At 71.5% G+C, this 14,597-nt stretch carries 16 protein-coding genes; 9 read left to right on the top strand and 7 right to left on the bottom strand.

Annotated elements, in window-relative coordinates; all coding sequences use genetic code 11:
• Positions 1–87 precede the first annotated feature (87 nt).
• Together J8403_RS09625 and J8403_RS09620 are read right to left on the bottom strand one after the other, a co-directional pair.
• Positions 88–1,353: a PP2C family protein-serine/threonine phosphatase gene (locus J8403_RS09625; protein WP_425519765.1), complete on the bottom strand. Its 1,266-nt coding sequence runs from the start codon at positions 1,351–1,353 to the stop codon at positions 88–90.
• 198 nt (positions 1,354–1,551) lie between these two features.
• Entirely contained in the window at positions 1,552–1,983 is a 432-nt protein-coding gene (locus J8403_RS09620) for a nuclear transport factor 2 family protein (RefSeq protein WP_211128156.1), read from the bottom strand.
• Between the two features lie 152 nt (positions 1,984–2,135).
• On the opposite strand from J8403_RS09620, the gene J8403_RS09615 reads away from it, so the two are divergent.
• Positions 2,136–2,705 (top strand): PadR family transcriptional regulator, encoded by a 570-nt coding sequence (locus J8403_RS09615; RefSeq protein ID WP_211122804.1) that lies wholly within the window; start codon positions 2,136–2,138, stop codon positions 2,703–2,705.
• Positions 2,692–3,492, top strand: coding sequence for an SGNH/GDSL hydrolase family protein (locus J8403_RS09610; RefSeq protein WP_211122803.1), 801 nt, complete (start codon positions 2,692–2,694; stop codon positions 3,490–3,492). Before J8403_RS09615 ends, J8403_RS09610 begins: the two co-directional genes overlap by 14 nt.
• A 17-nt stretch (positions 3,493–3,509) precedes the next feature.
• On the opposite strand, the gene J8403_RS09605 is transcribed toward J8403_RS09610, so the two are convergent.
• A complete protein-coding gene (locus J8403_RS09605) occupies positions 3,510–4,202 on the bottom strand; it encodes a DUF4232 domain-containing protein (protein ID WP_211122802.1) in 693 nt (230 codons plus the stop codon).
• A gap of 232 nt (positions 4,203–4,434) precedes the next feature.
• On the opposite strand from J8403_RS09605, the gene argC reads away from it, so the two are divergent.
• The 5 genes from argC (at position 4,435) to J8403_RS09580 (ending at position 9,532) form a co-directional block, all read left to right on the top strand.
• Positions 4,435–5,463 carry an N-acetyl-gamma-glutamyl-phosphate reductase gene (gene argC, locus J8403_RS09600; protein ID WP_211122801.1) on the top strand — a complete coding sequence of 343 codons (1,029 nt, stop codon included), beginning with the start codon at positions 4,435–4,437 and terminating at the stop codon, positions 5,461–5,463.
• A complete protein-coding gene (argJ, locus tag J8403_RS09595; RefSeq protein WP_211122800.1) occupies positions 5,460–6,614 on the top strand; it encodes a bifunctional glutamate N-acetyltransferase/amino-acid acetyltransferase ArgJ in 1,155 nt (384 codons plus the stop codon). Before argC ends, argJ begins: the two co-directional genes overlap by 4 nt.
• Positions 6,615–6,774: 160 nt before the next feature.
• Positions 6,775–7,758, top strand: coding sequence for an acetylglutamate kinase (argB, locus tag J8403_RS09590; RefSeq protein WP_211122799.1), 984 nt, complete (start codon positions 6,775–6,777; stop codon positions 7,756–7,758).
• Positions 7,755–8,957, top strand: coding sequence for an acetylornithine transaminase (locus tag J8403_RS09585; protein ID WP_211122798.1), 1,203 nt, complete (start codon positions 7,755–7,757; stop codon positions 8,955–8,957). Before argB ends, J8403_RS09585 begins: the two co-directional genes overlap by 4 nt.
• An 8-nt stretch (positions 8,958–8,965) precedes the next feature.
• Positions 8,966–9,532 (top strand): arginine repressor, encoded by a 567-nt coding sequence (locus J8403_RS09580; protein WP_211122797.1) that lies wholly within the window; start codon positions 8,966–8,968, stop codon positions 9,530–9,532.
• 168 nt (positions 9,533–9,700) lie between these two features.
• Here the strand turns inward: J8403_RS09580 and J8403_RS09575 are convergent, their stop codons facing one another.
• A complete protein-coding gene (locus J8403_RS09575; RefSeq protein WP_425519763.1) occupies positions 9,701–10,726 on the bottom strand; it encodes a bile acid:sodium symporter family protein in 1,026 nt (341 codons plus the stop codon).
• Positions 10,727–10,792: 66 nt separating this feature from the next.
• Positions 10,793–11,383 carry a pyridoxamine 5'-phosphate oxidase family protein gene (locus tag J8403_RS09570; protein ID WP_211122795.1) on the bottom strand — a complete coding sequence of 197 codons (591 nt, stop codon included), beginning with the start codon at positions 11,381–11,383 and terminating at the stop codon, positions 10,793–10,795.
• A gap of 51 nt (positions 11,384–11,434) precedes the next feature.
• On the opposite strand from J8403_RS09570, the gene J8403_RS09565 reads away from it, so the two are divergent.
• Entirely contained in the window at positions 11,435–11,836 is a 402-nt protein-coding gene (locus tag J8403_RS09565; protein ID WP_211122794.1) for a DUF488 domain-containing protein, read from the top strand.
• 63 nt (positions 11,837–11,899) lie between these two features.
• Here J8403_RS09565 and J8403_RS09560 read toward each other — a convergent pair whose 3' ends face one another.
• Together J8403_RS09560 and J8403_RS09555 are read right to left on the bottom strand one after the other, a co-directional pair.
• Complete coding sequence (locus J8403_RS09560) at positions 11,900–12,691, bottom strand: FAD:protein FMN transferase (RefSeq protein WP_211122793.1); 792 nt, start codon at positions 12,689–12,691, stop codon at positions 11,900–11,902.
• The gene (locus J8403_RS09555) at positions 12,688–13,164 is read right to left on the bottom strand and encodes an FMN-binding protein (protein ID WP_211122792.1); all 477 of its coding nucleotides are present in this window, start codon (positions 13,162–13,164) and stop codon (positions 12,688–12,690) included. The genes J8403_RS09560 and J8403_RS09555 overlap by 4 nt, the downstream gene beginning before the upstream one ends.
• A gap of 158 nt (positions 13,165–13,322) precedes the next feature.
• On the opposite strand from J8403_RS09555, the gene J8403_RS09550 reads away from it, so the two are divergent.
• The gene (locus J8403_RS09550; RefSeq protein WP_211122791.1) at positions 13,323–14,531 is read left to right on the top strand and encodes an RNA-guided endonuclease InsQ/TnpB family protein; all 1,209 of its coding nucleotides are present in this window, start codon (positions 13,323–13,325) and stop codon (positions 14,529–14,531) included.
• Positions 14,532–14,597 lie beyond the last annotated feature (66 nt).

Here is a 14,597-nt window from a genome sequence, read left to right as displayed (position 1 = left end):
TCCGGCCGGGGCGCTTCGTCCGTCCCCTGCGGCTCCTGTCCGTCACGGCGCTTGTCGGCTACGTCTCCCGTCCGCCACGGATCCTGCTTACGGCCCCGCGGAAGGCAGGCCCATCAGGGTGGCGGCCTGATCGGTGGGTCCGGGCTGGGGGCCGAGCCATTCGCAGAACAGGACCGTGGCGTCGTCCTGGAGATGGCCGTCGTGGTGGGCCATGACGGCGCGGACCAGGCGGCGCAGGGTCTCCGGAACGGGCAGGCCGTCGGCGTGGTGCCGGATGAGGAAGTCGGTGAACAGGGTCAGCCCGAACTCGCGACCGCCGGGGCGCCGGGCCTCGGTGATGCCGTCGGTGTAGAGCACGACCCGGTCGCCGGGCTGCAGCTGCTCGCGGCAGAGCGTGGCCTCCAGCCCCAGGCCCATGCCGAGGGGAAGCGCTGGCGGACACCGCAGCTGGGTGGTCCAGCGGCCGCCGCGGATGATCAGCGGAGGGTGATGGCCGCAGTTGACCCAGCTGAGCTCTCCGCGCCGGGTGTCCAGATCGGCCAGGATGGCGGTGGCGTAGCGGGCCCCCTGGAACTGCTCGATGAGCACCTCGTCGACCCGCTCGCCGGTCCGCACCAGGTCGGCGCCGTGGTGGCGGGCGTTGCGGCACGCGCCCAGGGCGAGGTTGGCCGTCAGGCCGGCGGCGGTGTCGTGCCCCATCGCGTCGAAGATCGACAAGTGCACCCTCGGTCCGTCGGTCGCGTAGTCGTAGGCGTCCCCGCTGATCTCGAACGCCGGCTCCATGACGGCGGAGAGGGCCACCCGGCCGTCCGCGTAGGTGGTCGGTGGCATCAGGCGCCACTGCATCTCGGCGGCGATGTTCATCGACTCGCTGCCGACCAGCCGCGCGTAGGCGTCGCTGAAGTCGCGCTTGCTGACCACGATGAGCGCCACCAGGGCGGAGAGCAGCTCCATGTCCTCATGGGTCCGCGTGTCGTCGGTGGCCGCGGTGAGGCGCAGCAGACCGATGCGCTCGGTGCCGTCCAGCAGCGGCATCCACCACTGGTGTCTGCCCCGATCGGCGGGGGCGGCGGGCAGTACCTGACCGTACTGGTAGGCCCGGCCCGGCACGGTGCCCTCGATCTCCAGCTCCTCCGGTGGTCCGTCCGCCGTCCCCACCGCGCCCGCGCCGGTCAGCCGCCGCAGCACGCGCCGCTGCACATCGGAGAGGTAGATCCGCGCCTCGGTGATACCGGCGGGTGCCGCGTACTCGGCCAAACTGGCCGGCAGCAGCTCCAGCGGCATCAGATGGCTGGCGGCCAGCAGCCCGGCAAGCAGCCGCCTGCTGCCCGACTCTCGATTCCGGTCCGTCACGACCCTTTCCTTTCGTCCGAGGCCGTGGATGGTGGCGCGGGGGACCCCTTCAGTGTCGCGCGCTCCGACGGCCCCGGCCCGTCCGGCGGGCGCCTCCCTCCGTGGCCGTGACGGGCCGCGACTCCGAGCGCCCGCGTCGCGGCGCGAGCAGGGCTTCGAGAAGTCCGCCGCGTGGCCTCCGACGGGCCGGGCGTGCGTCTACTGGCCCGCGGGCGCAGGTGCGAGGCCGTCCTCGACCAGCCCGGAGAGGACCGCTTCGCCGAGGGCGTGGACGGCGGACTGGGGCCGGACCATCACGGTGAACTCCTTGATCCGGCCGTCGTCGTCGAGGTGCAGCAGATCGATGCCGTGGATCTCCTTGTCGCCCACCCGGGCGCGGAAGAGCAGCACCGCCGACGGCGCGGAGGTGCCGTCGGCGCTGGTCTGCGCGGTGCCGGTGTAGTCGCCGACGTACCGGAAGTCCTCGAACGTGCGCAGCAGGACCCCGAAGAGGCCGAGCACCATCGGCTTGCCCTCGAAGGGGGTGAACTTGACGGGGCTGTAGAGGCGGATGTCCTCGGTGAAGAGGTCGTCCAGGGCCGTCAGGTCCTTGTCGTCGACGGCGGCACGGAAACGGTCGGCGGCGTTCATCGCGGCCCCACCTTCGCTGGTCATGAATGTGATTAGTCATTTTCATGACTATCATGGTTCCGCGTCCGGCGGCAGAGGCATTCCGGCGGCGTCATGACGGCAGAGATGTGACGGCAGAGACACGAAGGCAGCGGCATGAAGGAGGCGATCCCATGGCCCTACGGCACGCCGTGCTGGCGGCGCTGCTCGAAGGGGAGCTCAGCGGATACCAGCTGACCAAGGCGTTCGACATCGGCGTGGCGAACTTCTGGCACGCCCAGCCGCAGCAGCTCTACGCCGAGCTGACCCGCCTGGAGAAGGACGGGCTCATCGAGGGCCGGGAGGTGGCCCAGGAGACCCGCCCCACCAAGCGCCTGTTCCAGGTGACCGATGCCGGTCTTGCGGAGCTGGAGGAGTTCACGGCCGCCTTCGCGAAGCCCTCCTTCATCCGTGACGACCTGCTCGTCAAGGTCCAGGCCGCCGACCATGTCGACACCGAGACCCTGATCGACCAGCTCACCGAGCGGGCCGCCTTCGCCCGGGCCAAGATCGACCTCTTCGGCAAGCTGCTGCGGAAGATCCGCGGTGATCTGACGGAGGAGGAGTTCCTTCGCCACGGCCGCCCCATCGGCCCGTATTTGACCTGCCTGCGCGGCCTGGCCCTGGAACAGGGCAACCGCGACTGGTGCGAGCGCACGATCACGGTCCTGCGACAGAGGGAGCACACCCATGTCCGGCACTGACGCGCCCTGCCGTCGCTACGTCGCGCTGGGCGACAGCCAGACCGAGGGCCTGGGCGACGGCGACGAGGCCACCGGTCTGCGCGGCTTCGCCGACCGCCTGGCCGAACACCTCGCCCACCACAACCCCGGCCTCTCCTACGCCAACCTCGCCGTACGGGGCCGTCTCGCCGCGCAGGTCCACACCGAGCAACTGGCACCCGCCCTGTCCCTCCGCCCCGACCTGGCCACCGTCGTCGCCGGGGTCAACGACCTGCTGCGCCCCCGCTTCGACGCCGACCACGTCGCCCACCACCTGGAGACGATGTTCGCCGCGCTCACCGCCCAGGGCGCTCGCGTGGCCACGCTCACCTTCCCCGACCCGGCCCGTATCACCCCGCTGGCGCGGCCCCTCGCCCCGCGCGTCGTCGCCCTGAACCAGCGCATCCGCGAAGCCGCCGGGCGCCACGGCGTCACCGTCGCCGAGACCAGCCGGCACCCCGTCGTCGCCGACCCCCGGCTGTGGAGCACCGACCGCCTGCACGCCAGTCCCCTCGGCCATCAGCGCATCGCCGCCGCCCTCGCCCACGCCCTCGGCCTCCCCGGCACCGACGACACCTGGACCCACCCGCTGCCCCCGCCGACGACGCCCGTGCTCACCGGATGGCGCGCCGCCCCCGCCGAACTGCGCTGGACCGCCACCTTCCTCGGCCCCTGGCTCACCCGGCGGCTGCGCGGGCGCTCCTCCGGTGACGGCCACACCGCCAAGCGCCCGCACCTGGGCCCGGTGGACGTGAGGCGTCCGGGCTGAGCGGAGGGGCGTGAGCATCAGAAGTCGTACGGCTTCTCGGTGTTCCAGTTCAGCACGTCGGCCTCGTTCCAGCTGAACTGCGGCTTGTCGCCCTTGCTGTCGACGGAGTAGAAGGGGCCGTCCTGGCCGTCCGCGCCGCGCAGCGCGATGGCGAACGACTGCGCCGTCTGGTTCCCCGAGCCGTAGTCGAAGAGGTTCACCGCGCTGTAGACCGTGCTGCCGGGCTGGAGGGTGATGCGCTGGTCGCCGCCCGCGTTGTCCTTCTTCGAAAGCGGCAGTACGGACTCGTCGTCGCCCAGCTTCACGGACGGGTACGAGGTGACCCAGCACGGCTTGTCGCCCTCGTTCGACGCGGTGATCAGCAGGTGGTCGCCCTGCTGGTCGGCGAGCTCGTGCACCGCGGTGACCATCATCTCGTCGCCGACGCACTGCCGGGCGGCGGTTGTGGCCGCCTTGTTCGCGACCTCGTCCGACCCGCCCGAGGCGGTCGTCGAGCGCGTGCCCGTCTTGGTGTCACCGCCGCTCTTGGCCTGCTCCGCGCCGCCCTTGGCGTCCCCGTCGGACACGGACCGGCTCTGCGAGGTACCGGCGGCGTTGTCGCCGCCCGCCGCCTTCGAGTCGCCGTCGGCGCCGCCGCAGGCGGTCAGGCCCAGTGCGAGCGCGGCGGTGACGGTGGCCAGGGCGGCGGTACGAATCCGGGAAGTACGCATGATCAGGTTCCCCTGCGTCTCGTGGCGGGAGTCTTCTTCGACGTTTCCCGCGGTGTGAACACCACTTTTCCCGGGGCCACTGACGTTCTGGAAACGTCTCACTCACGCCTCGCTCACGTCCCGCAAACGAACCGCGAGCGGCGGGCGGGCTGTGCATAAAGGGGGGCGGGGCTTTGCATAAAGCTGCGATCAATCGTATAGTCATGCCATCGTGTGAGGGAGGAAGACGGCAATGGCCATACGTGCTGCGGTGGCAGGCGCGAGCGGATACGCGGGCGGCGAACTGCTGCGCCTGCTGCTCGCCCATCCCGAGGTGGAGATCGGCACCCTGACCGGCAACTCCAACGCCGGGCAGCCCCTCGCCGGGCTGCAGCCCCATCTGCGTCCGCTGGCCGGGCGGGTGCTGGAGCCCACCACCGCGGAGGCGCTGGCCGGGCATGACGTGGTCTTCCTGGCGCTGCCGCACGGGCAGTCCGCCGCCGTCGCCGAGCAGCTCGGCGACCAGGTCCTGGTCATCGACTGCGGCGCCGACTTCCGGCTGAAGGACGCGGCGGACTGGGAGAAGTTCTACGGCTCGCCGCACGCCGGCACCTGGCCCTACGGCCTCCCCGAACTCCCCGGAGCCCGCACCGCGCTGGAGGGGACCAAGCGCATCGCGGTGCCGGGCTGCTATCCCACCGCCGTCTCCCTCGCGCTCTTCCCGGCGTACGCCGCGGCGCTGCTGGAGCCCGAGGCGGTGATCGTCGCCGCCTCCGGGACCTCGGGCGCGGGCAAGGCGCCCAAGCCGCATCTGCTGGGCAGCGAGGTCATGGGCGCCATGAGCCCGTACGGCGTCGGCGGCGGCCACCGGCACACCCCCGAGATGATCCAGAACCTGTCGGCCGCGGCGGGGGAGCGGGTCTCGGTCTCCTTCACCCCGACCCTCGCCCCCATGCCCCGCGGCATCCTCGCCACCTGCAGCGCCACGGCCCGTCCCGGGGTGACCGGGGAGAGCCTGCGGGCCGCGTACGAGAAGGCGCTGCGGGACGAGCCGTTCGTCACCCTCCTCCCCGAGGGCCAGTGGCCCTCCACCGCCGCCGTATACGGATCCAACGCCGCGCTGCTCCAGGTCGCCCATGACGAGGCGGCCGGCCGCGCCATCGTGATCAGCGCCATCGACAACCTCACCAAGGGCACCGCCGGTGGCGCGGTGCAGAGCATGAACATCGCCCTCGGCCTCCCCGAGGAGCTGGGACTTTCCACGATCGGAGTCGCTCCATGAGCGTTACGGCAGCCCAGGGCTTCACGGCCTCCGGCGTCGCGGCAGGCATCAAGGAGAACGGAAACCCCGACCTCGCACTCGTCGTGAACACCGGCCCGCGCCTCGCCGCCGCGGCCGTCTTCACCTCCAACCGCGTCAAGGCCGCCCCCGTCCTGTGGTCCGAGCAGGTCCTCAAGGGGGGCCAGGTCTCGGCCGTCGTCCTCAACTCCGGTGGCGCCAACGCCTGCACCGGCCCGCTGGGCTTCCAGGACACCCATGCCACCGCCGAGAAGGCCGCGGACGTCCTCGGCCACAGCGCGGGCGAGGTCGCCGTCGCCTCCACCGGTCTCATCGGCGTCCGGCTGCCCATGGAGGCGGTGCTGTCCGGGGTGGAGAAGGCTGCCGCCGCCCTGAGCGAGCACGGCGGCGAGAAGGCCGCCATCGCCATCAGGACCACCGACACCATCCACAAGACGGCCGTCGCGCAGAGCCCCGCCGGCTGGACCGTCGGCGGTATGGCCAAGGGCGCCGGGATGCTGGCCCCGGGCCTGGCCACCATGCTCGTCGTCCTCACCACCGACGCCGACGTGGACACCCCCGCGCTGGACACCGCGCTGCGCGCCGCCACCCGCACCACCTTCGACCGGATCGACTCCGACGGCTGCATGTCCACCAACGACATGGTGCTGCTGATGGCCTCCGGCGCCTCCGGTGTCACGCCCGAGGCCGCCGAGTTCGCCGAGGCGGTCCGCGAGGTCTGCGCCGATCTCGCCCGCCAGTTGATCGGGGACGCCGAGGGTGCCTCCAAGGACATCCGGATCGAGGTCGTCGGTGCGGACACCGAGGACGACGCCGTGGAGGTGGGCCGCTCCATCGCCCGTAACAACCTCCTCAAGTGCGCCGTCCACGGCGAGGACCCCAACTGGGGCCGGGTGCTCTCCGCGATCGGCACCACCTCGGCCGCCTTCGACCCGGACCAGCTCAACGTGGCGATCAACGACGTCTGGGTGTGCAAGAACGGCTCGGTGGGCGAGGACCGCGAACTGGTCGACATGCGCTACCGCGAGGTCCGGATTACCGCGGACCTCGCGGCAGGCGGTGAGTCTGCGGTGGTATGGACGAACGACCTGACGGCCGACTACGTCCACGAGAACAGCGCGTACTCCTCTTGACGTGCCCGCTTGGTTGTCACGGGTCCCCGCCGTCGCCGACGTGGGTTCCTGCTTCACCGGCGACCGCCCGCTCGGACGCATCCGAGACAGGTCTTACGTCGCCTCCACAGGCCAGCACCGCCCGCCCGGCGGCTGAAACGAAGTCTCCCGGAAGTCGGATATGACGGTCAATCACTCAGATGAGCGAAAACAGCCCACCCGTAAACACACCGCCCTGCCCAAGGCCCGCATCCTCATCGAGGCGCTGCCCTGGCTGACCCGGCACCACGGCAAGACCGTCGTGATCAAATTCGGCGGCAACGCCATGGTCGACGACGAGCTGAAGGCCGCCTTCGCCCAGGACGTCGTCTTCCTGCGCCACGCGGGGCTGCGCCCGGTCGTGGTCCACGGCGGTGGCCCCCAGATCAGCGCGCAGCTCGACCGGCACGGTCTGGTGAGCGAGTTCAAGGCCGGGCTGCGGGTCACCACCGACGACGCGATGGACGTCGTACGGATGGTGCTGGCCGGACAGGTCCAGCGCGAACTGGTCGGGCTGCTCAACCGGCACGGCCCGCTCGCCGTCGGCATGACCGGCGAGGACGCCCATCTGATGTCCGCCACCAAGCACTTCGCCGAGATCGACGGCGAGCAGGTGGACATCGGCCGGGTCGGCCAGATCACCGAGATCGACACCGGCGCGGTCCAGGCCCTGCTGGACGACGGCCGCATCCCGGTCGTCTCCTCCATCGCCCGCAGCGCCGACGATTTTGATAAAGGGGGCCAAGTTTACAACGTCAACGCCGATACGGCCGCCGCCGCCCTCGCCGTCGCGCTGGGCGCCGAGACGCTGGTGGTGCTCACCGATGTCGAGGGCCTCTACGCCGACTGGCCCAACAGCGACGATGTGATCAGCAAGCTCACCGCGAGCCAGCTGGAGAAGCTGCTGCCGGAGCTGGCCAGTGGCATGGTGCCGAAGATGGAGGGCTGTCTGTACGCCGTGCGCCACGGGGTCACCACCGCCCGGGTGCTGGACGGGCGAGTGCCGCACGCCATCCTGCTGGAGATCTTCACCGACGAGGGCATCGGCACGATGGTCCTGCCGGACGGGACCGTGATCGACCAGCAGGACAAGGGCGGCAACGGAGACAAGGGGGAGGACCAGTGAGCAACGCGGAGCTGAAGCAGCGCTGGCAGGGGGCGCTCATGGACAACTACGGCACCCCCCGCCTCCCGCTCACCCACGGCAAGGGCACCAAGGTCTGGGACGCGGACGGCACGGAATACCTCGACTTCGTCGGCGGTATCGCGGTCAACTCCCTCGGCCATGCCCACCCCGCCGTGGTCCGGGCCGTCTCCGACCAGATCGCCACCCTCGGCCATGTCTCCAACCTCTTCGTCGCCGAGCCCCCGGTGGCGCTCGCCGAACGGCTGCTCCAGCTCTTCGGCCGCTCCGGGCGCGTGTACTTCTCCAACTCCGGCGCGGAGGCGGTCGAGGCCGCCGTCAAGATCGGGCGGCGCACCGGGCGCACCCATATGGTGGCCACCACCGGCGGCTTCCACGGCCGCACCATGGGCGCCCTCGCGCTGACCGGCCAGCCCGCCAAGCAGGAGCCGTTCCTTCCGCTGCCCGGCGACGTCACGCATGTGCCGTACGGGGACGTGGCGGCGCTGCGCGCGGCCGTCACCACCGAGACCGCGCTCGTCATCGTGGAGCCCGTCCAGGGCGAGAACGGCGTCATCGTGCCGCCGGCCGGCTATCTGGCGGCGGCACGGGAGATCACCCGGGCCACCGGCACCCTGCTGGTGCTCGACGAGATCCAGACCGGCATCGGGCGGACCGGGCACTGGTTCGAGCACCAGGCGCAGGGCGTCGAGCCCGATGTCGTCACCCTCGCCAAGGGGCTCGGCGCCGGGCTGCCCATCGGCGCCACCCTCGCCTTCGGGCCCGCGGCCGACCTGCTGACCCCGGGTCAGCACGGATCCACCTTCGGCGGAAACCCGGTCGCCTGCGCCGCCGCTCTCGCCGTCCTCGACACGATCGCCGCCGACGGCATCCTGGACCGGGTCAAGCGGGCGGGGGAGCGGCTGCGTAACGGAATCGAATCGCTCGACCACTCTCTGGTAGCCCGGGTCCGCGGCGCCGGGCTGCTGCTCGGTATCGTGCTCACAGAGTCCCTCGCACCGCAGGTGCAGCAGGCGGCTCAGGACGCGGGACTCCTGGTGAACGCGGTCGCGCCGGATGTGATCCGGCTCGCCCCGCCGCTCGTCATCGCCGACGAGGAGGTGGACACCTTCCTCCGGGAGCTGCCCGCCGTTCTGGACGCCGCACGCGAGGGTGACGGGGAACGACGAGCCGGAGACTGACGACACCGATGACCGAGGCGCAGCACACCGACGCGCAGCACACCGACGCGCAGGACGCCAACCACGGCGGACCGGCCGTGCCGCAGACCCGCACCGCACGCCACCGCCGGATCGTGGACATCCTGAACCGGCAGGCCGTGCGCTCCCAGAGCCAGCTCGCCAAGCTGCTCGCCGACGACGGGCTCTCCGTCACCCAGGCGACGCTCTCCCGGGACCTGGACGAGCTGGGCGCGGTGAAGATCCGCAACACCGGCGGTGAGCTGATCTACGCGGTGCCGAGCGAGGGCGGCGACCGCACGCCGCGCGCCCCGCTCGGCGAGTCGGCGAGCGAGGCGCGGATGGCCCGGCTGGCGGCCGAGCTGCTGATCTCGGCGGAGGCCTCGGCCAACCTCGTGGTGCTGCGCACTCCGCCGGGCGCCGCCCAGTTCCTCGCCTCGGCCATCGACTCGGCGGAGCTGCACGACATCCTCGGCACCATCGCGGGCGACGACACGCTCATGCTGATCAGCCGCGACCCGGTGGGCGGCCAGCAACTCGCCGATCACCTGCTGCGCCTGGCCCAGAAGGAGCGCTGAGGCGCCCAGAAGGGGCGCGGCGCTGTGTCGATGTGCGGCTCCGCCGTGTGGTGGGGTGCTGCCCCGGACGCCGGGGTCCAGGGGCGAAACCCTTGGCAGCGGGAAGGGGCGGGGAGGGGAAAGACCCGCCCGGACGTTCCCCGGCGCGAAAAACCCGCCCGGACACCCCTAGGCGCTCGCCGACTTCTCCGCCCCGCGCGCCCGGTACGACATCCAGGCCGCCACCACCGCCCCCGAAACGTTGTGCCAGACGGAGAACACGGCGGCCGGCAGTGCGGCCAGCGGGCTGAAGTGGGCCGCGGCCAGGGAGGCGGCGAGCCCCGAGTTCTGCATGCCGACCTCGAAGGCCATGGCCCGGCTCGCGGGCGCGCCCAGCCGGGCCACCTTCCCGGCTCCGTATCCCAGCGCCAGGCCGAGCCCGTTGTGGAGCACCACGGCGAGCAGCACCAGCGCCGCCGCCGACTTGATGGCGTCCGCGCTGGCCGCCACCACGACCGCGACGATCACGCCGATGGTGGCGGCCGACAGCCACGGCAGCAGCCCCAGCACCCGGTGGATGTACCGCCCGGCGACCAGCCGCACCACCAGCCCCCCGACCACCGGCAGCAGCACGGTCTTGAGGATGTCGGTGACCATCGACCCCGCGTCCACCGGCAGGAACTCCCCGGCCAGCAGCAGCGTCAGCGGCGGGGTGACCAGGGGCGCGAGCACTGTGGAGACGGTGGCGACCGAGACCGACAGGGCCACATCGCCGCGCGCCAAGTAGGTCACCACATTCGAGGCCGTACCGCTCGGCGCACAGCCGACCAGGATGACTCCGGCCGCCAACTGGGGGGAGAGACCGAGGGCGTTGGCGATCAGCCACCCCAGCCCCGGCATGATCACATAGTGCGCGACCAGCCCGAGGGCCACCGCCCACGGCCGCTTGACCACACCGGAGAAGTCCTGCGGGGTCATGGTCAGCCCCATGCAGAACATGATCACGCCGAGCAGATAGGGCACATTCGGCGCCCACCCGCTGAAGGTGCCGGGCGTGGCGAGGCCCGCCGCCCCGGCGGCGAGGACCAGGACGGGGAAGACGGTGACGGCCCGCCGGGCCGCCCGGTCGGCGGGAGTGGACTCCGGCGACGGCGAGGGCGGCTGAGCCGCCGTCGCCGAGGGGTCCGCCGCGGAGCTCTTCGATTCGGATCGCACCGCGTGATCGAACGCTTCCGGAGGTGCTGTCCGCAACACCGTCTCGTTATGTGGTCACTACACCCACTATGGGGAGCCGAGGGGCGGCAGCGGCAGCGGCAGCCCCGGCAGTCCGTCGATACTGCTGGCGATGTGCTCCTTCTTGTGGAAGTAGCGGTCCAGCGACGCGTCGTCCTCCCGCCGGAAGCGGTCGCCGTGCAGGGTGCGCTCCTCGCGGTAGTCCATGAAGGGGACCGCGTAGCCGCAGGTGTCCCGGATCAGCTCGGCGGTCACCACGATGACCGCCCGCAGCCCGTGGGCGTCCACGTCGACGCCCGGGAAGTGCTTCAGCAGCGCGCCGAACCGCGGATCGTCACGGAACACCGGCTCGCCCCGGCCATGCACGCGCACGATGTTCGGCGGGCCGGTGAAGGCGCACCACATCAGGGTGATCCTGCCGTTCTCCCGCAGATGGGCGATGGTCTCCGCGTTGCTCCCCGCGAAGTCCAGGTAGGCCACGGTCAGTTCGTCGAGTACGGCGAAGGAGCCGGCCAGCCCCTTCGGTGAGAGGTTCACCGTGCCGTCCCCGTCCAGCGGGGCGGTGGCGGTGAAGAAGATCTTCTGCTCTTCGATGAAGGTGCGGAGTCTGCCGTCGATGCGTTCGTACACCTTTCCCATGTGGCGCATTATCCCTGCATGTGGCCGCCGGGACGATGCTTCCATGGGCGTATGGCCGCCAAGAAAGCCTCCGCGCGAGCGTCCGCCACCGGGCCCGCGATCCGCATCCGCCGGGTGTACGACCCCCCGGGCCCCGACGACGGAACCCGTGTCCTCATCGACCGCGTCTGGCCCCGCGGCCTCGCCAAGGCCGACGCCCACCTGGACGAATGGGCCAAGGACGTCGCCCCCTCCACCGAACTGCGCCGCTGGTACGGCCATGAACCGGACCGCTTCCCCGAATTCACCCGCCGCTACCGCGCCGAACTCACCACCCCGGAGCGCCAGGAGGCCGTCGACCACCTCCACGCCCTGGCCACCTCCGGCCCGCTCACCCTCCTCACGGCCGTGAAGGACCTCGACCACGGCCATGTCCAGGTCCTGGCCGAGGCGATCCGCGACCACGACGGCTGAGCGCCGCTCAGGGGCCGCCTCGTACGCCCAGGGGCCGTCTCGTCCGCACAGCTCCGCCGCGTCCTATACGTACAGCTGTGCCGAATAGCGGGCGAAGCCGCTGGTGTGCCAGGTGGCGCCGTCGGCGGTGATGATAAACGCCTCGGCGTCGGGGAGCCGTCCCAGCCAGGGGCGGGCGCGGTCGGCGCCCATCGCGCAGGCGGCCGTGGCCCAGGCGTCCGCGTCGGCCAGGCTGGTGGCGATCACGGTGACCGAGACCAGGCCCCGCGCCGGGGGGCGTCCGGTGTGCGGGTCCAGGATGTGGCAGCCGCGCTCGGCCGGGCCGGAGGTGGCCACGGCCAGTTCGCCGTGTGCCTCCACGATCGCCGCCAGCTCGCCCCGGCGCAGCGGATCGGCGATGCCCACCCGCCAGGGGCCGCCGTGCACCTGGACGTCGCCGCCGCCGTTCACACACACCGACCCGGCGCCCGAGGAGACCAGCATCCGGGCGGCGCGCTCCACGGCCCAGCCCTTGACCAGGCCGGTCGGGTCGGGCCGGCCACCGGCGTAGCGGGCGCTGAACCAGCCGCCGCTGCGGTGCTCGGCCTCCTCGCACATCCGCAGTACGTCCCGGACCTCCGGGTCGCACCGCGACGGCGTCAGCTCACCGCGCCCCAGCCGGCTGATCTGGCTGTCCGGCCGATAGGTCGAGAACAGCTCGTCGACCCGGTGCAGCCCCACCACGGCCCCGTCCAGCGCGGCCTGCACCCGGGGCCGGTCGGCGGCCGCGACCTCGCGTACGTCGAAGGAGAAGACCGTGCCCATGACGTGCTCGACATGGCGCAGCGGCTCGGGTCCGTCCGTCCGGTACGTCATTGGGCACCCGCCTTGTCGAGAGCGCTCTGCAAGGACTTGGCATAGCCCTCGCTCGTATAGGTGGCACCGGAGACCGTATCCACCTTCGCCGCGGCCACCGCCTGCTGATTGAGCTTCGGGATGGAGTCCTTGGCGATCTGCTCGCTCTGCGGCCCGGAGTTCGGCGTCTTGACCGCCTGCGCGCCGGTGATCTTCCCGCCGCTGACCGTGAGGCTCACCTGGACCGGGCCGTACTGGGTCTGCGCGACGTCGCCGGTGACCGTACGGGCGCCGCCCGCGCCCGCCCCGGCCCCCGCGCCGCCCCCGCCCGGCTGTGCCGTGGCCGCGACCGGGGGCGCCTGGCCCGGCTGGTTCTGGGCGACGGTCTCACCGCCACCGGAACCGGGCTGCTTCAGTGCGAGCAGCAGCACCACACCGGAGACGGTGGCGGCCGTGCCCAGGACGATGCGGCGCAGCGGATGCTTCCTCTTCATCGGGACTCCTTCGTGGATACCCCGGCCTTCAGACCGGGGAGGAAGCGAAGCTCCTGTGGAGCAGGGCAGGGAAAGGCGACTCGCCGCCAGGGCGATTCGGCGTCTGCGGTCACCGGCCGACACCCATCCCTCACACGGGAGCTGATAGAATGTGAGGCGTGCCGCAGCAGGTCAAGCGGGCGTTCAAGTACCGCTTTTACCCCACGGATGAGCAGGCTGCTGAGCTGTCGCGCACGTTCGGCTGTGTCCGCCTCGTGTACAACAAGGCGCTGGATGAGCGCACGCGGGCCTGGTACGGCGAGCAGCGCCGCATCTCCTACGTGGAGTCCTCCGCCGCGTTGACGGAGTGGAAGAAGACCGCAGAACTGGCCTTCCTGGCGGAGGTGTCCTCGGTCCCGCTCCAGCAGGCGCTGCGCAATCTCCAGACGGCGTTCGGGAACTTCTTCGCCAAGCGGGCCAAGTACCCGCGCTACAAGTCGCGGAAGACGTCCCGGGCGTCGGCCGAGTACACCCGCAGCGCCTTCACGTGGCGCGACGGGCGCCTGACGCTGGCGAAGACGGCCGGGCCGCTGGACATCCGCTGGTCGCGTCCCCTCCCGGAGGGTGCGGAGCCGACGACGGTGACGGTGTCCCGCGACAGCGCGGGCCGCTGGTTCGTCGCGATGCTCGTCGAGGACACCATCGCCCCGGCCCCCGCCACGGGTGCGGCGGTTGGCCTGGATGCCGGGGTCACCTCCCTGGTGACCCTGTCCACCGGGGAGAAGATCGTCAACCCCCGGCACGAACGGCGCGACCGGGCCCGTCTGGCGAAGGCGCAGCGGGAGCTGTCCCGCAAGGCGAAGGGCTCGGCGAACCGGGAGAAGGCCCGCCGCCGCGTCGCCAAGGTGCACGCGCGGATCGCTGACCGGCGCCGGGACTTCCTGCACAAGCTGACCACTCGGCTCGTCCGTGAGAACCAAACGGTCGTGATCGAGGACCTCACCGTCCGCAACCTGCTGAAGAACGGCCGCCTCGCGCGCGCCATCTCGGATGCGGCCTGGACGGACCTGCGCATGATGCTGGAGTACAAGTGCGCCTGGTACGGGCGTGAACTCGTCACGGTCGACCGCTGGTTCCCCAGCTCGAAGCTGTGCGGGGCCTGCGGCACGGTCCGCGAGAAGCTGCCGCTGAACGTCCGCGAGTGGACGTGCGACTGCGGCACTGTGCATGACCGCGACGTGAACGCGGCACGCAACATCCTGGCCGCCGGGCTGGCGGCGTCCGCCTGTGGAGACGGTGTAAGACCTCAACGGGAGTCCTCCCGGACGGGGCGGTCGTCGGTGAAGCAGGAACCCCAGCGGGCAACCGCTGGAATCCCCCGCCTTTAAGCGGGGGAGGAAGTCAAGGCTTCCCCTCGGTCACAGCTCGAACGACTGGGTCACGGCTCGAATGTC

The sequence above is a fragment of the Streptomyces yatensis genome (assembly GCF_018069625.1).
GTDB classification, from domain to species: Bacteria; Actinomycetota; Actinomycetes; order Streptomycetales; family Streptomycetaceae; genus Streptomyces; species Streptomyces yatensis.
Note: the sequence above shows the minus strand (reverse complement) of the source record. Positions and strands in the feature narration are given on the sequence as shown.